The sequence below is a fragment of the Kumtagia ephedrae genome, from assembly GCF_003012745.1.
Classification (GTDB): domain Bacteria; phylum Pseudomonadota; class Alphaproteobacteria; order Rhizobiales; family Rhizobiaceae; genus Kumtagia; species Kumtagia ephedrae.
The window spans coordinates 186,820-207,445 of sequence record NZ_PXYK01000005.1 but is presented as its reverse complement, the minus strand read 5'-3'; the positions used below and the strand labels follow the sequence as shown (position 1 = coordinate 207,445).

Here is a 20,626-nt window from a genome sequence, read left to right as displayed (position 1 = left end):
GGAAAACTCCGTCAGCTCTGCTCCGGCGTCCTGGTCACCGGCGGCCGCGCCGGCGAACGCGGCGCGGCAGTCGGCCCGTCGGCGCCGAAAACATCGCGCGTGATCGCGCCGATGCCACCCAGCGTGCCGATCAGCGAGGAGGCCTCGAGCGGCATCAGCACGATCTTGCTGTTGCCGGCCGACGCGATCTTGGCCAATGCGTCCGTGTATTTCTGCGCGACGAAATAGTTGATCGCCTGGACGTCGCCCTTGGCGATCGCCTCCGACACGACCTGGGTGGCGCGGGCCTCGGCCTCGGCCGCGCGCTCGCGCGCCTCGGCGTCGCGGAAGGCGGCTTCCTTGCGGCCCTCGGCCTCCAGCACCTGTGCCTGCTTCAGGCCCTCGGCCTCGAGGATCTGGGCGCGCTTGTTGCGCTCGGCCATCATCTGCCGGGCCATGGAATCGACCAGGTTGGCCGGCGGGTTGATGTCCTTGATCTCGACGCGCGTGACCTTGATGCCCCAAACGTGCGCCGCCTCGTCGACGATGCGCAGCAGCCGCTCGTTGATCTGGTCGCGGTTCGACAGCAGCTCGTCGAGGTCCATCGAGCCCATGACCGAGCGGATGTTCGTCATGGTCAGGTTCAGGATGGCATTCTGCAGATTGGAGACCTGATAGGCGGCCTGCGCGGCGTTGAGCACCTGGTAGAAGGCGACGGCGTCCACCGCCACCGTGGCGTTGTCGCGGGTGATGACCTCCTGGGTCGGCACGTCGAGCACCTGCTCCATGACGTTCAACCTGGCGCCGATGCGGTCGATGAAAGGGATGATCAGGTTGAGGCCGGGCGTCAGCGTCCTGGTATAGCGGCCGAAGCGCTCGACGGTGTAGTTGTAGCCTTGGCTCACCGTCTTGATGCCCATGAACAAGACAAGCAAGACCAGGATGACCAGGGCCGGGATGACGATGTCGAAGCCGGTGAACGTCATGCATTCCCCCTCGCGCTGCGTGACAGACCTGCGGTGGTCCGCAGAATTCCTGCGAATCACTTAGATTCGTTTCGCGGACTATACAATCACGCGCATGCCGACGCGCCGATGAAGGTTTGTGCGCGGACGATTGCGATCAAATCCAGCCGGACAGCTCGCGGCGCACCAGCGCCTCGATCACCCGCATCCCGTCCGGACTGTCGTTGAGGCAGGGGATGTGGGCGAAATTCCGGCCGCCGGCATGGCGGAATATCTCTCGCGCCTCCACCGCGATCTCCTCCAGCGTCTCGATGCAGTCGGCGGAGAAGCCGGGATTGACCACGGCGATCGACCTGACGCCGTCGCGCGCCAGCTTCTCCACGGTCTTGTCGGTGTAGGGCTGCAGCCATTCCTGCGCGCCGAAACGCGACTGGAAGGTGGTCACCAGTCTCTCCGCGCTCCAGCCGAGGCGCCGGCGGAGCAGCCGGGTGGTCTCTTCGCAATGCTGCCGGTAGGGATCGCCCTTGTCGGAATAGGGTTTCGGGATGCCGTGATAGGAGGCGAGCACCACCTCCGGCTGGAAATCCAGCGTGGCCAGATGCGACTCGATCGAGCGGGCCAGCGCCTCGATATAGACCGGCTCGGCATAGTAGGGGGGTACGGTGCGAACCGCCGGCGCATGCCGCATGGTCGCCAGCGCGGCGAACAGCTTGTCGTTGGCCGTCGCCGTCGTCGTCGCCGAATATTGCGGATAGAGCGGCAAGGCGAGGATGCGCTCGCAGCCCTGGGCGGCGAGCCGCTCGGCCACGCTCCTGATCGACGGGCTGCCGTAGCGCATCGCCCAGTCGACGACGACCTCCGGCTCGCCGGCAAGGACGTCCGCCAGCTTCTCGCCCTGGGCGCGGGTGATGGTGCGCAGCGGCGATTCGTTCTTCTCGCGGTTCCAGATCTTTGCGTAATTCGCGCCGGACCTGCTTGGCCGCGTCGTGAGCACGAGCCCGTAGAGGATCGGATACCAGATGATGCGCGGCAGTTCGATGACACGCGGATCGGACAGGAACTCCCTGAGATAGCGCCACATCGAGCCGAAGTCGGTGCCATCCGGCGTGCCGAGATTGACCAGCAGCACGCCGATCTTCGAGCGCGGCGCCGTCGGCCCTGCCTCAGGCGTGACGCTCCGGTCGATGGGCTTCGGTTCGTTCATTTCGGCTGGTCTCCGCGACAGCCGTTACCTAGCCGGAAACCAGCGGGATTCAATGCAGCGTCTGGCCGCATGCGCGCGGCCGATCGCCCATGGTGGCCGATCGGATCGGACCGGCCGCCATTTCGAGCCGTCGCGCCGCCTCAGTTGGCCGGCGGGATGGTCAGCGTCGCGCCGATCGGCAGGGCGCGCGGCTTGTAGGGATTGGCATCGCCGATCCGCTTCCACTGGAAGCCGTCGCCATAGACCTTTTCGGCGATGTCCCAGTAGTTGTCGCCGGCCGCCACGACATGCGAGGCCTCCGCCGGCGCGGCGGGTGCCTGCGCCGCGGTGCCTGCCGGCGCGGGCTCAGTCGTCGCCGGCGCGGCCGGGGCCTGCGTGGCGGACTCGGCCGGTGCTGCCGTTCCCGCCGGAGCGGTCTCGGTCGCCGCCGGTTGGGTCGTCTGCGCGGGCACCGTGCCCTCCGCGGCCGGTCCCGGCTGCGCCGGCGTGTCGACCTTGGGCGCCTGCGCGGCGATGTCGCCGGAGCCGGCCGGGAGTTCCGGCATCTTCACCTCGCCGGCCGGAGCCGTGGCGGCGGGTGCGGTTTCGGCAGGAGCGGGCTGCTGAGCCTGGGCCGTTTCGGCCGGCGCGGCCGGTTCGGCGGCCTGCGCCAGCTCGGTGATGCGGCCGTCGAGCTTCGGCGTGTAGGGCCGGTTGGCGCCGAGATAGTCGGCGACGACGAGTTCGAGGCTCGGGCCGTAGTCGTAGGCATTCTTGCCGTTGTCGGCGAACAGCTTGTAGCCGTCGCCGCCCTGGCGGACATAGTTGTTGGTGGCGACCAGGTATTCCTTCGCTTCATCGATCGGCGCCCAGGCGCCGTTCTCCATCACCTCGACCGACTTCACGCGGCCGCCATTCGGCGCCACCGACTTGTCGAAGGAATATTTCAGCCCGGCCACCTGCGGGAACTTGCCCTTGCCTTCCTCGATCTCGCTCAGGCCCGCCTCGAGCGAGGCGACGACGTCCTTGCCGGAAAGCTGGAAGGTCGCGACCGTGTTCTGGAAGGGCAGCACCTCGAGCACCTCGCCCATGGTGACGACGCCCCCGTCGATCGAGGCGCGCAGGCCGCCGCCGTTCTGGAAGACGATCTGCACGCCCTGGTCCTTCACCCGGTCGAGTATGGCGTCGGCGACGAGGTTGCCCATCTCGCATTCGCGCGCCCGGCAGCTCTCGCGGCTGCCGTCGATCGGCCCGGTCGTCTCCGAAACCTCCTTCTTCTTCAACTCCTCGATCGGCGCGCCGAGTTCCGCGATGCGGGCCAGCACCGCCTCGTCCGGCTTCACCGAATTGTCGAGGAAGATCGGGTCGCCCTTGGCCTCCTTGACGACGCCGTTGTCGTCGAAGACCACCTGGAACTTGCCGAGATATTTCGAGTAGGAGGCCGCCTGCGTCACCGGCACCTTGTAGCCGTCCGGATTGTCGATCATCGTCGGGTAGGGGCCCTCGGCCTTGGCGTCGGTGTTCGACAGCAGCGAATGCGAGTGGCCGCCCACCACCACGTCGACCCCCGGGATCTTGGCGATCAGCTCCTTGTCGCGGGGATAGCCGACATGGGTGAGCGCGATGATCTTGTTGACGCCCTCGGCCTTCAGCTTCTCGACCTCGGCGGTGATGGTCTTGATGTCGTCCTCGATGGTGATGTTCGGGCCGGGGGAGGCCACCTCGGGGGTGTCGTTGGTCACCGCGCCGACGATGCCGATCTTCTGCCCGCCGACGTCGAGCACCACCGACGGCTTGATCCGATCGCCCACCTTGGCGGCGGCGCTCGCCTGCACGTTGGCGGACAGCACGGGGAACTTGATCACGTCGAGGAAAGGCGCCAATGCGTCCTCGCCGTCGTCGAATTCGTGGTTGCCGACGGTCATGGCGTCGAACTTCATCTGGTTCAGGAACTCGGCTTCGACCGCGCCCTTGTAGGTGGTGTAGAACAGCGAGCCCTGGAAATTGTCGCCGCCGTTGAGCAGCAGCACGTTCTGGCCGTTCAGTTGCGCGCGCTGGTCGGCGATCGCCGTCACCAGGCGGGCGGCGCCGCCGATGCACTCGCCCTTGCCTTCCTCCTCGGCCGAGCAGGTCGATTCGTATTTGTTGTTGGATTCGATGCGGCTGTGCCAGTCGTTGATGTGCAGGATGGTGAGTGTGTAGTCGGCAAAGGATGCGCCGGCCGACAGGCCGAGCGTCGATGCCGACAGGGCGGCAAGGGCGGCAAGCTTCTTCATCTGTTTCTCCCCGGGTGAGCCATGCCACGCGCCTCTAGCGCGTCGTCTTGACTGTTTTCTGACATGGCCGGTCCCCGCATGTTTTCATCGGCGCCGGGCCGATGCAAGCGGAATCGGGTGCAGGAAAGATGCCTGCCATCAGGCTCACTTCTCGTAGTCGCGCTCATCGGCAATCACCTTGCCGTCATTGGGCAGCGCGCCCGGCTCCACGATCGTCACGCCGCCGCCCAGGCGGGTGACGTCGCGCAGCACGGTGCCTATGGCGGCGGCATCGACAACCGCCCCCGGTTTCGGCTCGACCTGCAGCGTCATGGCGTCCGCCGCTCCGTCGCGGCTCACCACCAGCCGGGCCCTGGCGACGCCGGGAAACCGGCGGGTTACCTCGGCGACCTGCGCCGGATCGACGAACATGCCCTTGACCTTGGTGCGCTGGTCGGCGCGGCCCATCCAGCCGCGGATGCGCATGTTGGTGCGGCCGCAAGGCGAGGGGCCGGAAAGCACCGCCGACAGGTCGCCGGTGCCGAGGCGGACCAGCGGATAGGCGGGGTTGAAGCCGGTCACCACCACCTCGCCGACCTCGCCGTCGGCCAGGGGCTCTCCGGTGCCAGGCCGCACGATCTCGACGACGACGTGCTCGTTGACCAGCATGCCCGGATTGGGCGTGCCGTCCGGCGCCGCCGTCTCGTAGGCGATGACGCCGAACTCCGCCGTCGCGTAGCACTGCATCACCGCGATGCCGCGCGACAGATAGTCGGCGCGCAGCGACGGGAACAGCGCGCCGCCGCTCACCAACGCACGCTTGAACGAGGAAAGGTCCTTGCCCGTCTCGGCGGCGCGGTCGAGCAGGGTCTTCAGGAAATCGGGCGTGCCGCAATAGACGGACGGCCTCAGCGCGGCCGCGGCCTCGACCTGCATGTCGGTGTTGCCGACACCGGCCGGAAAGACGGTGCAGCCGAGCGCGCGGGCGCCGGCGTCGAGCAGGAAGCCGCCCGGCGTCATGTGATGGCTGAAGGCGTTGTGGACGATGTCGCCGGCGCGCACGCCGGCCGCGAAGAAGGCGCGGGCGGTTGCGCGGGCCGCCTCGCCGCTGTCGTCCTCCGGCTCCCACAGTGGCCCCGGCGATTGGAACACCCGCCTGCCGGCGAGCGCGCCGAGGTTGGCGAAACCGCCGAAGGGCGGTGTCTCCGCCTGCATCGCCATCAGCTCGGATTTGCGCAGCACCGGCAGCTTCGCCAGCGCAGCGCGGTCGGTGACGGTGGAGAGGTCGATGCCGGCCAGCCGAGCAGCCAATGCCGGCGCGGCCCTTGTCGCTTTGTCGAGAAAGGACGGCAGTGCGCCGAACAGCGCCGCCTCGCGGTCCGACGGTGCGCGCGTCTCCAGCGTGTCGAAATGATCGGTCATGGCCGCTTCCTCCGGTCGGCCCGTTATCGCAGTACCCTGATCCAGCGCGCAAGGTTGACGAGCGCGATCAGCGCCCCGGCGAGATAGGTGAAGGCGGCGGCGCGCAGCACGCTCTTCACCGCCGGCATGTCGCCGTCGTCGACGTAGCGGCCCTCCCGCAGAATCGGCAGCGCCTTTGAAAAACTGGCGTCGAACTCGACCGGCAGGGTGACGAGATCGACGACGACGCGGATCGCCATCAGCGCGATGCCGATCGCGGCCACCGCGAAAAAGGCCACCGGCGTGCGAGCGAGGCCGGCGAGCACTGGGGCGGCGATGAAGAAGACGACGGCCAGTCTGTCGGTGCGCATGGCGAAGGCGGCGAGGCGCTGGCGCAGGGCCAGCCAGCGGTCGCCGCGGGCGTGCTGGATGGCGTGGCCGACCTCGTGCGCGGCGATGGCGACGGCGGACAGCGACTGGCCGTCATGATGCCGGGCAAGCAGCCGCACCGTCCTCGTGTCCGGGTCGTAATGATCGCCCCGATCGGTCGTCTCGACCTTCACGTCCTTGAGACCGAAGCGGTCGAGCAGATGGCGGGCAAGCTCGCCGCCGGTCCCCTGCAGGTCCGGGCGGTCTTCGGCATGCCGCTGTATGGTGAGGCGGACCCATAGCTGCGGAAGGAGGATGATCGCGGCAAGGGCGGCGAAGAGGAAGACCATCGCCGCGATGCCTTTCAGGGCTTGCCTATGGCGTCAAGCCGTGCCGGCGGAGCGGCGGGTCAGCACGAAGTTCTGGCCGGTCGAGCTGGTGCAGTTGAGCTGATTCGGCGACACCTGGGCGCAGTTGACGTTGGTGGTGGTATTGCGGATCAGCGACACGACGGTGATCTCGACCACGTTGCCGTTGATCCTGTAGCTGCCGTCGGCGAGCTTGTTGCCGGTATCGAGCGCGTTGGTGGTGAACACCCCGCCCGAGAAGCGGGATACCGCCACTCCGTCGGTGCTGACCCAGTCGCCCTCGACGCCGCGCATCGCCGAGGAGTTGGGGCCGGAGGGGCCGCCGCTGACGCAGCCGGAAATGCCGGCCGCCAGGATTGCAACCGCCGTTGCGCTGAGCAGCTTGCGTGCTTGGATCATCGTAAGTCCTCTCCTAAAGCATGTCTCCCGAAAGAGTCCGCGGTTCCGGGGCAAAGACGTGCGCAGATCAAGAACCCTAGGCATGTCGCGTGAAGGCCTTCTTCCGCGACATGCCTTGGGGTCCGCGCGAAAAAGCAATCGCCCGATTTCCGGGCGATTGCAAGGCTTTGCCGTTGCGGCAGAAAGCGCCGGTCAGCGGACCAGTATGTTGCGGAACTGCCAGGGGTCCGCCGTGTCGATGTCTTCCGGGAACAGGCCCGGTCTGTCGTCGAGCGGCGTCCAGTCGGTATAGTAGCCCTTGACCGGGCCGAGATAGGGCCGCTGCACTTCGAGGCAGCGGTGGTAGTCCATCTCGTCGGCCTCGACGATGCCGGCTTGCGGGTTTTCCAGCGCCCAGACCATGCCGGCCAGCACGGCGGAACTCACCTGCAGGCCGGTGGCGTTCTGGTATGGCGCCAGCTTGCGTGCTTCCTCGAGCGTCAGCTGCGAGCCGTACCAGTAGGCGTTTTTCTTGTGACCGTAGAGCAGCACGCCGAGCTCGTCCGAGCCGTCCACCAGCTCGTTCTCGTCGAGCACATGGTGCACCGGCTGCGACTTGCCGGCGGCGCCGAACATCTCGTGCAGCGACAGCACGGCGTCGTTGCAGGGATGATAGGCATAGTGGCAGGTCGGGCGATAGGAGACTTCGCCCTTCTTGTCGTGCACGGTGAAATAGTCGGAGATCGAGATCGCCTCGTTGTGGGTGACGAGGAAGCCGTATTGCGGGCCGGGCGTCGGGCACCAGCTGCGCACGCGCGTGTTGGCGCCGGGCTGCTCGATGAAGATGCCCGCCTTGCTGCCCTTCTTGTGCTCCTTGGCGTTCTTCGGCATCCATTTCTCATGGGTGCCCCAGCCGAGCTCGGCCGGCTGCAGGCCCTCCGAGATGAAACCCTCGACCGACCAGGTGTTCCAGAACACGTCCATCGGCTTCGGCTTCTTGGTGCGCTGGGTGTCTCGCTCGGCGATGTGGATGCCCTTCACGCCGGCCTTCTTCATCAGTTTCGCCCAGCCTTCGCGATCGTGCTGCTTGGGCTCGTCGAAATCGATGCCCAGATCCTTCGCCAGGTCGACCAGCGCCTGCTTGACGAACCACGACACCATGCCGGGATTGGCGCCGCAGGTGGAGACGGCGGTCGGGCCGCCGGGGTGCTTGCGGCGTTCCGCCAGCAGCGTCTCGCGCAGGGCATAGTTGGTGCGGTCGGCGTTGCTCGCCTCGGCGTCGAAATAGAAGCCGAGCCACGGCTCGATGACGGTGTCGACATAGAGCGCGCCGAGCTTGCGGCAGAGATGCATCAGCTCGACCGAGCCGGTGTCGACCGACAGGTTGACGCAGAAACCCTGGCCGCCGCCCTTGGTCAGCAGCGGGGTCAGCAGCTCCTTGTAGTTGTCCTTGGTGACCGCCTCCTTGACAAAGGCGATGCCGCGCTCGTCCAGGAGCTTGCGGTTTTCCTCGCTGGGGTCGATCACCACCATGCGCGACTTGTCGAATTTGAAATGGCGCTCGATGAGGGGCAGGGAGCCGCGGCCGATCGAGCCGAAGCCGATCATCACGACGGGGCCGGTGATCTCACCGTGAACAGGCCATTTGTCTTTCGCCATTTTATGCTGGTCCCTCCATTGAACCTGGGGCTGACGCCCGAAAAGCCGGGCGATCCCTCTGGCTCCCATAGAATGGCGTCACAATAAAGCGAAATCTCGGATTCTGGGTTTCGCTATACATTCCAGGATTGCCGACGGACGGCGCGGTTCCGGTGCCATGCCAAGGAACGGGAGGGGGCCTAGTGGGGAAAAGATCGTGGAGCACAGCGAGCACGTCGAGCATGCGGATCACTTAGAGCACGTAGAGCACGGGAAGAATGACAAAATACCATTGTTTTTGCAGAGAAAAAAAATTGGCGTATGCGAGCCCTAGCGTACACTCGAAAAATAATATACATCTCGAGAACTGAGTGTTTTCGAGCCTCAAAGACTAACAAGATCGGATGGCGCACTTAACTCTTTGATTTTATTGATATTTCCTCCTACATTAAGCGGTATGAAACTGTCGATGGCGCACACTCTATGGCTTCCACCCCCATAGAGACCAATCGGCAGGCTTAAGGGCCGGGTTCAACCCCGGCCCGCTCCTCGAAGTGCCGCCGTCGGCGCACACTCTATGGCTTCCACCCCCATAGAGACCAACCGTCAGCACTAAGGGCCGGGTTCAACCCCGGCCCGCAAGGAGAATAACATGTCTAAGCGGCCAAAAAAATACGTCGACAAGGTGCTCGCGCTTCGAGCGCGTCTGTGGCCTGATCTCATCGAGGATGAGCTTTGGTATCATAAAAAATACGACGGCTTCGTCACCATCCCCCGAACGATGCCCCTTATCATGTCAATTATCGACGACTTGACGAAGGGAACTCCGGCCTCATCGACATATCTCGATCTGTGGTGCCGCACCTTCCCCGAGATGTATGTGAGTCTGTCAGAGCAGACCAAGCTTGCATACGGTGCGGGGTTTACCGGTCAGAGGGCGCGCCGTACGTGGCAGGAGCGTATCCGCCTTTTAAACGAATTAGGCTTTATTCGTGTCGCTGAAGGCATGGCGGGCGAATTTTCTCATGCCGTGGTCATAAATCCGCATGTAGCTTTGAAACGCCTTAAGGATCAGAAGCATCCCGGTCTCGTAGCATCTAAATACAACGCATTGCTGGAAAGGGCCGGAGAAGTCGGTGCGCCCGATGTCGATCGAGACCCCAAAGCACCCCCACCTGCGTCCAGTATCCCATTCTAAATAGCCACAACGCTCGCGATCAAAATCCCGACTGCTATGATGCTGCGGTGCGGGTTCTGCTTGTCGGCCGTACTCGTTTCCTCGCCCACTGCACGAGCGCTCAATAGTAGCGGGTGATGTATGGCCGGCCGGCAGGTGCGCCTCTGCCCGCGGTGGGACATTGATCGAAACCCTTGTCCGGCCACGGGTTCGTGCCATGGCGCAGCCACATCAGCGTGTCCAGCCAGAAGCCAGAGGCGTGGCGGTCGTGGAACAGGCCGAAATGGCCGACCGCGTCCATGCCGAGATCGGCCGGCGTCAGCGTCGCCTCGCACTTGGCGGCAGTGCGGTAATAGTCGAGGGCGCGGCGGACGGCGCGCGGCGTGGCGAAGTCGTCGTCCGAGACCGTGACCGCCAGGATGGGCGCCGCCACGGCGGCGAAGCGACCGAGAAGCGCCTGCCGCTCGGCGCGCGGATGGCTGTCTTCCATCCTGGCGCCGCGAAAGCTCCACTCATTGGCGACGCCGGCCGGCAGGTCCTCCAGCCAGCCGAGCCGTCTTCCGGGAAAATAGCCGAGGGCCGCCGTGACCAGCGGCATGGCGACATGCCATTTCAGGAACAGCCGGGTCCGCTGCCGGGGCGCATAGTCCGGCCAGTAGGCATATTGCGCGCCGACGGTGAGCATGCGGTGGATCGCCGGGGCGCTCTCGGCGAGGCCGGGCAGGAAACCGCCGATGCTGTGGCCGACGACGAGCAGCGGCGTTTTGCCGGCCCGCGCCCCGGCGAGGCGAAGCACGGCTTCGAAATCCTTCTCGCCCCAGTCGCGCCAGCGATAACCGCATCGGCGAAGGTCGGCGGGCCGCGACTCGCCGATGCCTCGATAGTCGTAGGTCCAGACGTCGAAGCCGTGGGCGGCGAGGAAGGCGGCATAGCGGCCGTAGTAGCGGGCGAGGACACCGGTCGCCGGGTTGACGATGACGGTGCCGCCGCATTCGCCGCCCGCGGCTTTCCAGAAATGACCGCCCAGCATCACGCCGTCGCAACAGGGAATGGCGACAGGTCGGGGCGTGGCGGTCCGATGCAGCATGAAAGGCTCCTTTCGGTCGCCGCCAGCCTATGTCCGCGCCGCGATTGATTACACTCACTAGTCGGTATACATAGGCGCATGACTTCAGCCGAGCCCTCCACCCGCGACCGCATCGTCAACGCGGCGTCCGACCTGTTCTACGGGGAGGGCATCCGCGCCGTCAGCGTCGACGCGGTGGCCGAAAAGGCCGGCGTCACAAAACGCACGCTGTATTATCACTTCGCCAGCAAGGACGACCTGATCGCCGCCTATCTGCGGCAGCGCGAGCAGCCGAACCTCGCGCGCTTCCGGCGCTGGTACGCCGAGGCCGAGGGCGGCGCCGCCGAGAAGACCCGCGCCGTCTTCCGCAACCTGGCGCGCGCAGCAAGCCGTCCGAGCTGGAAAGGCTGCGCCTTCCTGCGCACCTCGGCGGAGCTCGCCAACATGCCGGGACATCCGGCGATCCGGATCGGCGTCGCCCACAAGAAGGATTTCGAGAGCTGGTTCGCGGCGATGTTCGCGGCTGAAGGTCTCGATGACGCCGCGCAGCTCGCCCGCCAGGTGGTGATCCTGCTCGACGGCGCCTTCGCGGTCGTGCTGCTCAACCGCGACCCCGCCTACATGGACGCAGCCGGGGACGCCGCCTTCTCGCTGGTGAGCGGCGCGCTGGCCCGGCGATAGGCTGGCGCTTCAGGTGGCGGCGATGATCTGCAACTGCTCCGTCAGCCGGTCGCGGTCGGCGGTCAGCCCCTTGTAGTCGAGCTGCGCCTCGTCGAGCGCGTCGAGCTGTGCGGCGAAGGATCTTGCCAGCACCGAGCGCTCGGGATGACGCGCGAGCAGCGCCAGCGGATCGAGATGGATGCGGATGGTGAAGAGGATGTCGCCGGATACCGGCAGTTTCCGCAGCGTCTGGCGCTCGACCCGGATGAAGGCGCGGGCCGCGGCTTCGGGGTCTGGAAACCGCGACGGGCGGTTGGTGGCGCGGTCGATGCGCGCGACGCTCGACAGCGGGTGATAGAGGTCGTCGCCCGCCTGGATCGACCAGTTGAACCGCTGCACGCCCTGGCCCTGCAGATTGTCGAACATGCGGGCGATCAGCTCGGCCATGCGCGTGCCCGGCCCGAAGGCCGGCACCGGCGCGTGGATCTCGTGCAGCGGCTTGCCGAATTTTTCCCTGAGCGACCACGAGGACGGAAAGCAGAGCGACCCGGCCGCCAGCCGCCAGCCGGCCTCGCCCCTGCGCATGAGGATGAGATCCTCCTGGACGAGCAGCGACGCGGCGCGCAAGGGCGGCATCGCCTTGATCGCGTCGGTCGACAAGGCGGGATGGCCGGCGATCTCGATGCCGCGGCAGTGCTGCCGGTAGCGCTCGGGGAAGCGTATCGTCAGATGCTCGCGCAGCAGCGCCAGCACCTCGCTCTGGCCGTCCTCGCTGCCGGGCTCGGCGACGAACACATCGCTCTCCCGCTCGGCATAGAGCCGCCGCTTCTCGCGCAGCTGCCGGTCGAAGGTCGCGTCGATCTCGATCCAGTCGGCGAGCTCGAGCGGCTTCAGCCCGATGGTGAACAGCTTCGACGAGCCGTCGTAGGGGGTGTGGGTGGGGAGCGCGGTCATCCGATCCATTTCGAAGGCCGCTCGCGGCTCGTGTGAAAGACACGCAGGACTTCCACCGTCTCGCCCCGGACGCGGTATGGAAGCACGTAGGGCAGGCCGGGCACGGAATGTTCGCGGATCCTGGATTGCGGGGTGGGACGGCCGATCTCCGGCCGCAAGGTGATAAGAACCAGCGATTTCTTGATCCGCGCCGCCACGGCGTCGGCTGCCGCTTCATTGTCTGCGCCGATGTAAGCGTGAATTCCGGCCAAGTCCCGGACCGCTCGCGGAAGGACTTTGAGCTTCACTTGCGGCCGTCAGGAAATATATCGGGCTCGGGTGGCGGCAGCTCGTTTTCCGTGCCCCAGGATTCCAGCCACTTGATGACCGCTTCGCCCGAGACGAACACGCCTTCATCGGCCTCCCGCTCGGCTTCCTCGATCGCCGCGAGATAGGCACGCCGTTCGGCGAGATGCGCCTCGACCGCCTCCTTGACGACGAAGGCAGTGGAGCGCTGGGTGGCGCGCGCGTATTCCTCCAATTCCTTCTTGGTCTCGGAGGGCAGGCGTACCGAAAAAGTCTCGCTCGCAGCCATTTTTTTCTCCCGAACACAGGTGAACTCAGGCGAACACAGTGTAAGACAGCACGCCCGAGCCGTCAAATTGTAATGTTCAGAAATCGGCCGCGGAATCCTCGGACAGTCGGGCCACGATCAGCCCGCGCAGCGAATTGCCGACGAACAGCCGTTTCGCCCGCATCAGGTCGGCCGGCGTCAGCTCCGCCTCCCGCGCCTCGCCCGTATCCAGCAGCTCGCCGCGCAGCACGCCGGGCAGCAGCCCGCAGGACAGCGGCGATGTGCGCAGCGGGCCGCCGTCGCCCAAATCGGCGAAGAGGCTGGTGATCGTGCCCTCGCAGGCAAGACCGTTCTCGTTGAGAAGGATCACCTCGTCCGCCTCGTCCGGGGAAAACTCGGCGCGTGCCCGCTGGAAGACATCGCGCCGCGTCGTCTTGTGGCGCAGCAGAGGATCGCCGGAACCCAGCCTCGTGGCGGCGATCCGCAGCGTCCAGACGGCGTTTTCGGGCAGCGGAACGAAGGGCTGCGCAGTCACGTCGGCGGCACCTTCGCGCGAAAGCAGCAGCCGCACCCGCAGCGGCGCGCCGCCGCCGACACCGGCCAGCGCCCGGTCGATCCGCGCCGGCTCATAGCCGAAGCCGAGTTCGGCCACCGAGCGGCTGAGCCGCGCCAGATGCCGTTCCAGCCGGACGAATCCGGCCGCCGGTTCCCAGCGCAGGGTCTCGATCAGTCCGAAGTCGGGACCGTTCCCGTCGCGAAGCGGGCCTTCAGCAGGCATTCCTGATACTCCGACAAGGCTGTGGAATCGAACACCACGCCGCCGCCGACATTGTAGACGGCCTCGCCGCCGGGAAAGAGCGTGATGGTGCGGATCGCCACCGAGAAGCGCATCGGCCCGCCCGGCGCGATCCAGCCGATCGCCCCGCAATAGACGTCGCGCGGCGTGCCTTCCAGCTCGTGCAGGATCTCCATCGCCCGGATTTTCGGCGCGCCGGTGATCGAGCCGCAGGGGAACAGCGCGGCGAAGACGTCGCGGATGGTGCGGCCGGGCAGCAGTTTTGCGCGCACATGGCTGACCATGGTGTGGAGCGTCGGATAGGTCTCGACCTTGAACAGCTCCGGCACGTCGAGCGTGCCGACCTCGCTCACCAGCGAGATGTCGTTGCGCAGGAGGTCGACGATCATGCGGTTTTCCGCCTGGTTCTTCGGATCGTTGCGCAGATAGTCCTTCAGCCGAATATCCTCGGCCTCGCTGGCGCCGCGCGGCGCCGTGCCCTTCATCGGGTGCGTCTCGATCCAGCCGTCGCGGCCGATCTCGAAGAACAGCTCCGGCGAGCGCGACAGCACCACCGGTCCGCCGAGATCGACCAGCGCGCCGTATTTCACCGGCTGGCGCGCCGTCAGCGCGTCGAAGGCGGCGAGCGGCTCGCCGCTCCATTCGGCGCGGACCGGGAAGGTCAGATTGCCCTGGTAGCAGTCGCCGGCGCGCAGATGGCCGTGCAGCCGCTCGAACCGCCGGCGGTAGTCGTCGAAGGACCAGGCGGCGCGCGCGTCGAAGATCGGCCCGTTGGTGGGGCGGGGCGCCCCGGCCGGCACCGGGGCGTCGGAAGGCGCGTCGAAGACGCCGAGAAGGACGAGCGGCACGCGCCGTCCGTCGGGTAGGCGGGGCGCAAGCTTCGGCTCCAGCAGATAGCCGGCTTCATAGGAAAAATAGCCGGCCAGCCATTTGCCGCTGCGCCGTGCCGCCTCGGCCGCCGCCAGCGCGGCCTCGAAGCCGGCGGGATCGTCGGCCGAGATGATGTCGCGCGGCCGCTCGAACAGCACGCCGCGGCCGGCGAGGTCGTCGCGGAAGAGGGCGAAGGGAGAGGTGGTCATTTCTATGCCCGGGCGCGCTCCTTCGCACCCCCCTCTGTCCTGCCGGACATCTCCCCCGCAAGGGGGGAGATCGGCAGCTTCACGCTTTCCGCCTCGCCTGCCGCGCCGGGGATTGGCGAAAGCCGTGCGGCAGGCGTAATCTCCCCCCTTGCGGGGGAGATGTCCGGCAGGACAGAGGGGGGTGCGAAGGAGCGCAGCGCCTGACGCAGGATCGTGCTGCCTCTCACTCCAACCCTTCCAGCTCGTCGATCAGGCCGGAGATGACCGCGAGCCCCTTGCCCCAGAAGGCGGGGTCCGACGCATCCAGCCCGAACGGCGCCAGCAGCTCCGAATGATGCTTCGTGCCGCCGGCTCGCAGCATGTCGAAATACTTCTCCTGAAAGCCCTTCTCGGCGTTCTGGTAGACCGCGAACAGCGAATTCACCAGGCAGTCGCCGAAGGCGTAGGCGTAGACATAGAAAGGCGAGTGGATGAAGTGCGGGATGTAGGCCCAGAAGGTCTCGTAGCCGGGCTTCAGCTCGATCGCGTCGCCAAGGCTTTCCTTCTGGACCTCCAGCCAGAACTGGCCGAGCCGATCGGCGGTCAGCTCGCCGTTGCGGCGCTCCATGTGCACCTTGCGCTCGAACTCGTAGAAGGCGATCTGGCGCACCACCGTGTTGATCATGTCCTCGACCTTCTGGGCGAGCATGGCCTTGCGCTCGCGCCGGTCGGTCGTGCGGTCGAGCAGCGAGCGGAAGGTCAGCATCTCGCCGAACACCGAGGCGGTCTCGGCCAGCGTCAGCGGCGTCGATGCCATCAGCGCACCCTGCGCGCCGGCCAGCACCTGGTGCACGCCGTGGCCGAGCTCGTGCGCCAGCGTCATCACGTCGCGCGGCTTGCCCATGTAGTTGAGCAGCACATAGGGATGCGCCGAAGGCACCGTCGGATGGGCGAAGGCGCCCGGCGCCTTGCCGGGCCGGACCGGCGCATCGATCCATTTGCGGTCGAAGAAGGTGCGCGCGATGTCGGCCATCTCCGGCGAGAAGCGGTGATAGGCGGTCAGCACCGTGTTCTTCGCGTCGTCCCATCCGATCGTCGCCTGCGGGGTTTCCGGCAGCGGCGCGTTGCGGTCCCAGTGGTTCATCCGCTCCATGCCGAGCCAGCGCGCCTTCATCGCATAATAGCGGTGGGACAGGCGCGGATAGGCCTCGCGAACGGCAGCGGCCAGCGCATCCACGACCTCGCGCTCGACACGGTTGGCGAGGTGTCGTGAATCGGCGATGTCCTTGAAGCCGCGCCAGCGGTCGGAGATTTCCTTGTCCTTGGCCAGCGTGTTGGTGACCAGCGTGAAGACGCGCAAATTCTCCTTGAAGGTCTCCGCCAGCGCTTCCGCCGCCGTCCGGCGGATTTTCGGGTCCGGGTCCTGCAGCTTGTTGAGCGTCGGCTCCAGCGTCAGCTCCTCGCCGTCGATCTTGAAGCGCAGCGCCGTCATTGTCTCGTCGAACAGCCGGTTCCAGGCACCGCGCCCGGTGACCGATTTCTCGTGGAAGAGCTGCTCGATGCGGTCCTCGAGCTGGTAGGGCTTGTCCTTCCTGAGATCGAGCACCCAGGGCCGGTAGTGGCCGAAAGCCGGATCTGCCTCGAGCGCGGCGTCGACCAGGGCATCGTCGGCGAGATTGAGCTCGAGCGCGAAGAACAGCAGATGCGCGCTGGCGTCCGTCATCTTCTCCTGCACGTCGCCATAGAGCTTGGCGCGCTGCGGGTCGGCGGTGTTGCCGGAATAGACGAGGCCGGCATAGGAGGCGATGCGGCCCATCAGCTCCTCCAGCGCCTCGTATTCCTTCAGCGCCTGGCCGAGCCGCCCGGCCGGACCCGCCGCCGCTTCGGCGGCGAGCGTGCCCTTCCATCTTTTCTCGAAGGCGACGGCCAGGTCGGCGGCAAGTGCCAGGTCGCGCTTGAGCTCGGCCGAGTCCATGCCGGGATAGAGGTCGGAAAGGTCCCATTCGGGCAGGTCGGAGAGCGCGGCGGAAGCCGTCTCGGCCGCGGCGGCCCGCACACCCCGCTCGAATTGCAGTCGCATCGCAGTCCCCTTCCGTTTCCGCACGACGGCCGCGGTTCGTGACAAGTCCGGCCGGAACCTTAAACGCTTATTTAGGACCCGCTGCCACTATCATCCAGACGGCATTGGTGGCCAGAAGGGTTTTCCGCGTTTCATCGAAATGGCCACGACGCCCAGCATCCTTCTCGTAGACGACGATCCGGTGCAGCGGCGCCTCCTCGAGGCGGTGCTGACGAAGCTCGGCTATGCGGCGACCGCCGCGGCCGACGGCGAGGCGGCGCTCGCGCTTCTGGACAAGTCGGAGGCGGGCGGCTTCTCGGCCATGATCCTCGACCTGATGATGCCCGGCCTCGACGGCCTGGCGGTGCTGAAGGGAATGGCCGGCCGCGGGCTGGAACTGCCGGTCATCGTGCAGACCGCGCAGGGCGGCATCGAGACGGTGGTCGGGGCGATGCGCGCCGGCGCCTTCGACTTCGTCGTCAAGCCGGCCTCGCCGGAGCGGCTGAAGGTGGCGCTCGCCAACGCGCTCAAGGTCGAGGCGCGCGGCGACGAGGCGCGGCGTGTCGCCCGCCGCACCGCCAGAAGCCTCGGCTTCGGCGACATCGTCACCCGTGGCCGGGCCATGGAGCGCATGCTGCGGCTTGCCCGCAAGGCGGCCGCGTCCAGCATTCCCATCCTGATCGAGGGGGAATCGGGCGTCGGCAAGGAAATGGTGGCGCGCGCCATCCAGAGCGCCGGACCCCGCGCCGGCCGACCCTTCGTGACCGTCAATTGCGGCGCGATCCCCGCGAACCTGGTCGAATCCATCCTGTTCGGCCACGAGAAGGGCTCGTTTACCGGCGCGACGGAGAAGCATGCCGGCAAGTTCGTCGAGGCCAATGGCGGCACGCTGTTCCTCGACGAGATCGGCGACCTGCCGCTGGAGGTGCAGGTCAAGCTGCTGCGCGCCGTGCAGGAGGGCGAGATCGACCCGGTCGGCGGCCGTTCCACGGTGAAGGTCGACGTGAGGCTGATCTCGGCCACGCATCGCGACCTGCTGCAGCAGGTCAAGGACGGCGGGTTCCGCGAGGATCTGTTCTATCGCCTCAATGTCTATCCGATCGTCGTGCCGCCGCTGCGCAGCCGTCGCGACGACATCGAGCCGCTGGTCTGGCATTTTTTGGCACGGTTTTCGGCTGCCGAGACGCGGGGCCGCATCAAGGCGGTTGCGCCCCGGGCGCTCGCCATGCTCCAGGCCTATGACTGGCCGGGCAACATCCGCCAGCTCGAGAACGCCATCTTCCGCGCCGTCGTGCTGTGCGACGGCGATACGCTGACCGAGGACGAGTTCCCGCAGATCCGGGCGCAGGTCGAGGGCACGGTCGATCTCGACGTTGCCGAGTCCGCGGCCGCCGCCTGGGAGCCCGACCTCTTTGCCGATCTGGTCCAAGCTCCGGGGGAGGTTCCCGCCGGATCGGCGGCCGGAACGGTGCGGGCGCTCGACAATACCGGCGAAGTCCGGCCGCTGTCGGAAGTCGAATACGACATGATCGTCATGGCGATCGACCACTACAGCGGGCAGATGAGCGAGGTCGCCCGCCGCCTCGGCATCGGACGCTCGACGCTCTACCGCAAGCTCAAGGAATACGGCATCGATCCCGAGACCGGCCGGTCCGAGCGGCTTGCCTCCTAATCCGAAAATTTCCTCCCTGCGCGGTCCGTCGAATCAGCAACGCCACAGGCGTTAACCAGCGCCGCGCAAGCCCTCGGCTGTAATGCTGCTGTTAACCACGCCGGTCGGCGGCCCGTTTTCGTCCGGTTGTCGCCACGGTCTTACCGCATTTCGGCTTCAATAAGCTGTGATTAACCATTAGGATCGATATTCGGATGCGAAGAATCTATGCGAATCTCCGCATCCGGTGCTCAAATCCGGGGACAAACGGCAGACTGCAAGGCCTTTTGATTTGATCAGAATCGAGCGACACAAAAACCGGCGAGCCAAATCGAGCCCCCGCTGGGGAAGCTGGCTTGTCAGTCTCATGATCGCGCTGTGCGCGATCGCCGCCGGGGCCTCCGCCGCCGCCGCCGAAACCCGCACGCTGAAGCTGTATTTCACCCACACCGGCGAAAGAGCCGAGATCACCTACAAGCGCAACGGCCGCTACGACCAGGCCGGCCTGCGCAAGGTCAACCAGTTCCTGCGCGACTGGCGCCGCAACGAGCCGACCAAGATGGATCCGCGCCTGCTCGATCTCGTCTGGTCGGTCTACCGGACCGTCGGCGCGCGCGACTACATCCATGTCGTCTCGGCCTACCGCTCGCCGGCGACCAATTCGATGCTGCGCAGCCGCAGCAAGGGCGTCGCCCGCAAGAGCCAGCACATGCTGGGCAAGGCGATGGACTTTTACATCCCCGGCGTCAGCCTGAAGAAGCTGCGCGAGGCCGGCATGAAGATGCAGATCGGCGGCGTCGGCTATTATCCGCGCTCCGGCTCGCCCTTCGTCCACATGGACGTCGGCAATGTGCGCCACTGGCCGAAGATGAGCCGGCGCGAGCTCGTCGCCATGTTCCCGAACGGCAAGACCCTGCACGTGCCGAGCGACGGCAAGCCGTTGCCCGGCTTCGAGCAGGCGCTCGCCTCCTATGAATCCCGTAAGAAGGACGGGACGATGGCGCTGGCCCTCGCTTCCGGCGGCGGCAAGCCGTCCAGGGGACTGCTGGCTGCGCTGTTCGGCGGCGGTGGCGAGGACGAGGACGAGGAAGCCGCGCCGGCACCGGCGCCGAGGCGTGCCGAGAAGCCGAAGCCGCCGGTGGCGACCGCCGTCGCCAAGGCCGAGCCGCAGCCGCAGCCCCAAGCGCAGAAGCCGGGCATCCAGATCCTGTCGCCGGAGGAGGCCAACCGCACCGAGCTGCCGACCGCCGAGCCCGAGGAAAAGCCGCAGACGCCCGAGCAGATCATCGCGGCGCTGCCGATGCGCGCCGTGCCGCTGCCGGCGCTGGCGCCGCGGCCGAATTCCGACCCTGCCGCGGCGACCGAAGTCGCCGCCGCCGAGACGCCGCAGGACATGCCATTCGGCATGGCCGAACAGCCTCCGGCCGAACTCGCTTCGCCGGCCGCTGCCGAAATGGCGATGAACGTGCCGCTGCCGACGCCGCGTCCCGACCTTGGCACGGCGCAGCCGGTGCAGGCGGCCGCGCCGCAGGAGCAGATCCTGCTGGCGCTTGCTTCTGCCGAACGCGACCCGGCGACGGCGAGCGATGCCATCCCGATGCCGTTCGCCCGGCCGGCCGATGATGCCGAGCTGCCGATGGCGATGCTTCCCGGCGAGCGGCCGAGCCTGCTGGAGACGGCAACTCCCGACGACCGTGCGGCCGTCGCCGCCGCCATCAAGGCGAATGGCGAGCGCGTCGCGGCCCTGGCCTCGGAAATCGAATCCGCGCCGAAGCGGACCGTCTCAGCAGGCATCGACCCGCAGTCGGTGGCCTCGCTCGGCGTCAAGACCACCCGCAAGGCGGCACGTCCCACGGCCGGCGACGTGCGTCCGGACCGCAAGAGCCAGGCCAGGACGGTCGAGCCGCAGGCGGCCCGCTGGGTGCTCAGCCAGGATTACGTGACCACCGCCTCGCAGAACACCACGGCGCCGTCCTTCGCCTACAACGCCGTTGTGACGGCGCCGCGCGAGGTCTATACCGCCGGCTTCAAGAAGGACGGCGAGGGCACCCCCGATCCCAACCGCTTCACCGGCAAGGCGGTGGAGTTCCTGTCGGTGGCGCGGTTCGAATAGCTG

The 20,626-nt window shown here is 66.8% G+C and carries 18 protein-coding genes; 4 read left to right on the top strand and 14 right to left on the bottom strand.

What is annotated here, in order from left to right:
* Positions 1-11: 11 nt before the first annotated feature.
* The 7 genes from C7I84_RS07125 to C7I84_RS07095 form a co-directional block, all read right to left on the bottom strand.
* Complete coding sequence (locus C7I84_RS07125) at positions 12-965, bottom strand: SPFH domain-containing protein (protein ID WP_106771458.1); 954 nt, start codon at positions 963-965, stop codon at positions 12-14.
* Between the two features lie 136 nt (positions 966-1,101).
* Positions 1,102-2,148: a ferrochelatase gene (gene hemH / locus C7I84_RS07120; protein ID WP_106771457.1), complete on the bottom strand. Its 1,047-nt coding sequence runs from the start codon at positions 2,146-2,148 to the stop codon at positions 1,102-1,104.
* A gap of 140 nt (positions 2,149-2,288) precedes the next feature.
* The gene (locus C7I84_RS07115; protein ID WP_106771456.1) at positions 2,289-4,403 is read right to left on the bottom strand and encodes a bifunctional metallophosphatase/5'-nucleotidase; all 2,115 of its coding nucleotides are present in this window, start codon (positions 4,401-4,403) and stop codon (positions 2,289-2,291) included.
* A 144-nt stretch (positions 4,404-4,547) separates the two neighbouring features.
* Positions 4,548-5,804 (bottom strand): phenylacetate--CoA ligase family protein, encoded by a 1,257-nt coding sequence (locus tag C7I84_RS07110; RefSeq protein ID WP_106771455.1) that lies wholly within the window; start codon positions 5,802-5,804, stop codon positions 4,548-4,550.
* 23 nt (positions 5,805-5,827) lie between these two features.
* Complete coding sequence (locus tag C7I84_RS07105) at positions 5,828-6,502, bottom strand: zinc metallopeptidase (protein ID WP_106771454.1); 675 nt, start codon at positions 6,500-6,502, stop codon at positions 5,828-5,830.
* 33 nt (positions 6,503-6,535) lie between these two features.
* On the bottom strand, positions 6,536-6,919 hold the full coding sequence (omp10, locus tag C7I84_RS07100) for an outer membrane lipoprotein Omp10 (protein ID WP_106771453.1): 384 nt from the start codon (positions 6,917-6,919) through the stop codon (positions 6,536-6,538).
* Between the two features lie 192 nt (positions 6,920-7,111).
* Positions 7,112-8,557, bottom strand: coding sequence for a homospermidine synthase (locus C7I84_RS07095; RefSeq protein WP_106771452.1), 1,446 nt, complete (start codon positions 8,555-8,557; stop codon positions 7,112-7,114).
* A gap of 631 nt (positions 8,558-9,188) precedes the next feature.
* Here C7I84_RS07095 and C7I84_RS07090 point away from each other — a divergent pair.
* Positions 9,189-9,734 (top strand): hypothetical protein, encoded by a 546-nt coding sequence (locus C7I84_RS07090; RefSeq protein ID WP_207770975.1) that lies wholly within the window; start codon positions 9,189-9,191, stop codon positions 9,732-9,734.
* Positions 9,735-9,834: 100 nt separating this feature from the next.
* Here C7I84_RS07090 and C7I84_RS07085 read toward each other — a convergent pair whose 3' ends face one another.
* Positions 9,835-10,800 carry an alpha/beta hydrolase family protein gene (locus tag C7I84_RS07085; RefSeq protein WP_106771451.1) on the bottom strand — a complete coding sequence of 322 codons (966 nt, stop codon included), beginning with the start codon at positions 10,798-10,800 and terminating at the stop codon, positions 9,835-9,837.
* 78 nt (positions 10,801-10,878) lie between these two features.
* On the opposite strand from C7I84_RS07085, the gene C7I84_RS07080 reads away from it, so the two are divergent.
* Positions 10,879-11,460, top strand: coding sequence for a TetR/AcrR family transcriptional regulator (locus tag C7I84_RS07080; protein WP_106771450.1), 582 nt, complete (start codon positions 10,879-10,881; stop codon positions 11,458-11,460).
* Between the two features lie 9 nt (positions 11,461-11,469).
* On the opposite strand, the gene C7I84_RS07075 is transcribed toward C7I84_RS07080, so the two are convergent.
* From C7I84_RS07075 to C7I84_RS07045, 6 genes are all read right to left on the bottom strand, one after another.
* Positions 11,470-12,393, bottom strand: a complete 924-nt coding sequence (locus C7I84_RS07075; protein ID WP_106771449.1) for a heme-dependent oxidative N-demethylase family protein — start codon at positions 12,391-12,393, stop codon at positions 11,470-11,472.
* Positions 12,390-12,680, bottom strand: coding sequence for a type II toxin-antitoxin system RelE/ParE family toxin (locus C7I84_RS07070; RefSeq protein WP_106771448.1), 291 nt, complete (start codon positions 12,678-12,680; stop codon positions 12,390-12,392). Before C7I84_RS07070 ends, C7I84_RS07075 begins: the two co-directional genes overlap by 4 nt.
* Positions 12,677-12,967 (bottom strand): ribbon-helix-helix domain-containing protein, encoded by a 291-nt coding sequence (locus C7I84_RS07065; protein ID WP_106771447.1) that lies wholly within the window; start codon positions 12,965-12,967, stop codon positions 12,677-12,679. The genes C7I84_RS07070 and C7I84_RS07065 overlap by 4 nt, the downstream gene beginning before the upstream one ends.
* Positions 12,968-13,043: 76 nt before the next feature.
* A complete protein-coding gene (locus tag C7I84_RS07060; RefSeq protein WP_106771540.1) occupies positions 13,044-13,724 on the bottom strand; it encodes an aminotransferase class IV family protein in 681 nt (226 codons plus the stop codon).
* Positions 13,673-14,821 (bottom strand): aminodeoxychorismate synthase component I, encoded by a 1,149-nt coding sequence (locus tag C7I84_RS07055; protein ID WP_106771446.1) that lies wholly within the window; start codon positions 14,819-14,821, stop codon positions 13,673-13,675. Before C7I84_RS07055 ends, C7I84_RS07060 begins: the two co-directional genes overlap by 52 nt.
* Before the next feature lie 223 nt (positions 14,822-15,044).
* Positions 15,045-16,880 (bottom strand): M3 family oligoendopeptidase, encoded by a 1,836-nt coding sequence (locus tag C7I84_RS07045; RefSeq protein WP_106771445.1) that lies wholly within the window; start codon positions 16,878-16,880, stop codon positions 15,045-15,047.
* A 139-nt stretch (positions 16,881-17,019) separates the two neighbouring features.
* On the opposite strand from C7I84_RS07045, the gene C7I84_RS07040 reads away from it, so the two are divergent.
* Together C7I84_RS07040 and mepK are read left to right on the top strand one after the other, a co-directional pair.
* A complete protein-coding gene (locus tag C7I84_RS07040) occupies positions 17,020-18,531 on the top strand; it encodes a sigma-54-dependent transcriptional regulator (protein WP_106771444.1) in 1,512 nt (503 codons plus the stop codon).
* Between the two features lie 346 nt (positions 18,532-18,877).
* On the top strand, positions 18,878-20,623 hold the full coding sequence (mepK, locus tag C7I84_RS07035; RefSeq protein WP_106771443.1) for a peptidoglycan L,D-endopeptidase MepK: 1,746 nt from the start codon (positions 18,878-18,880) through the stop codon (positions 20,621-20,623).
* Positions 20,624-20,626: the final 3 nt, after the last annotated feature.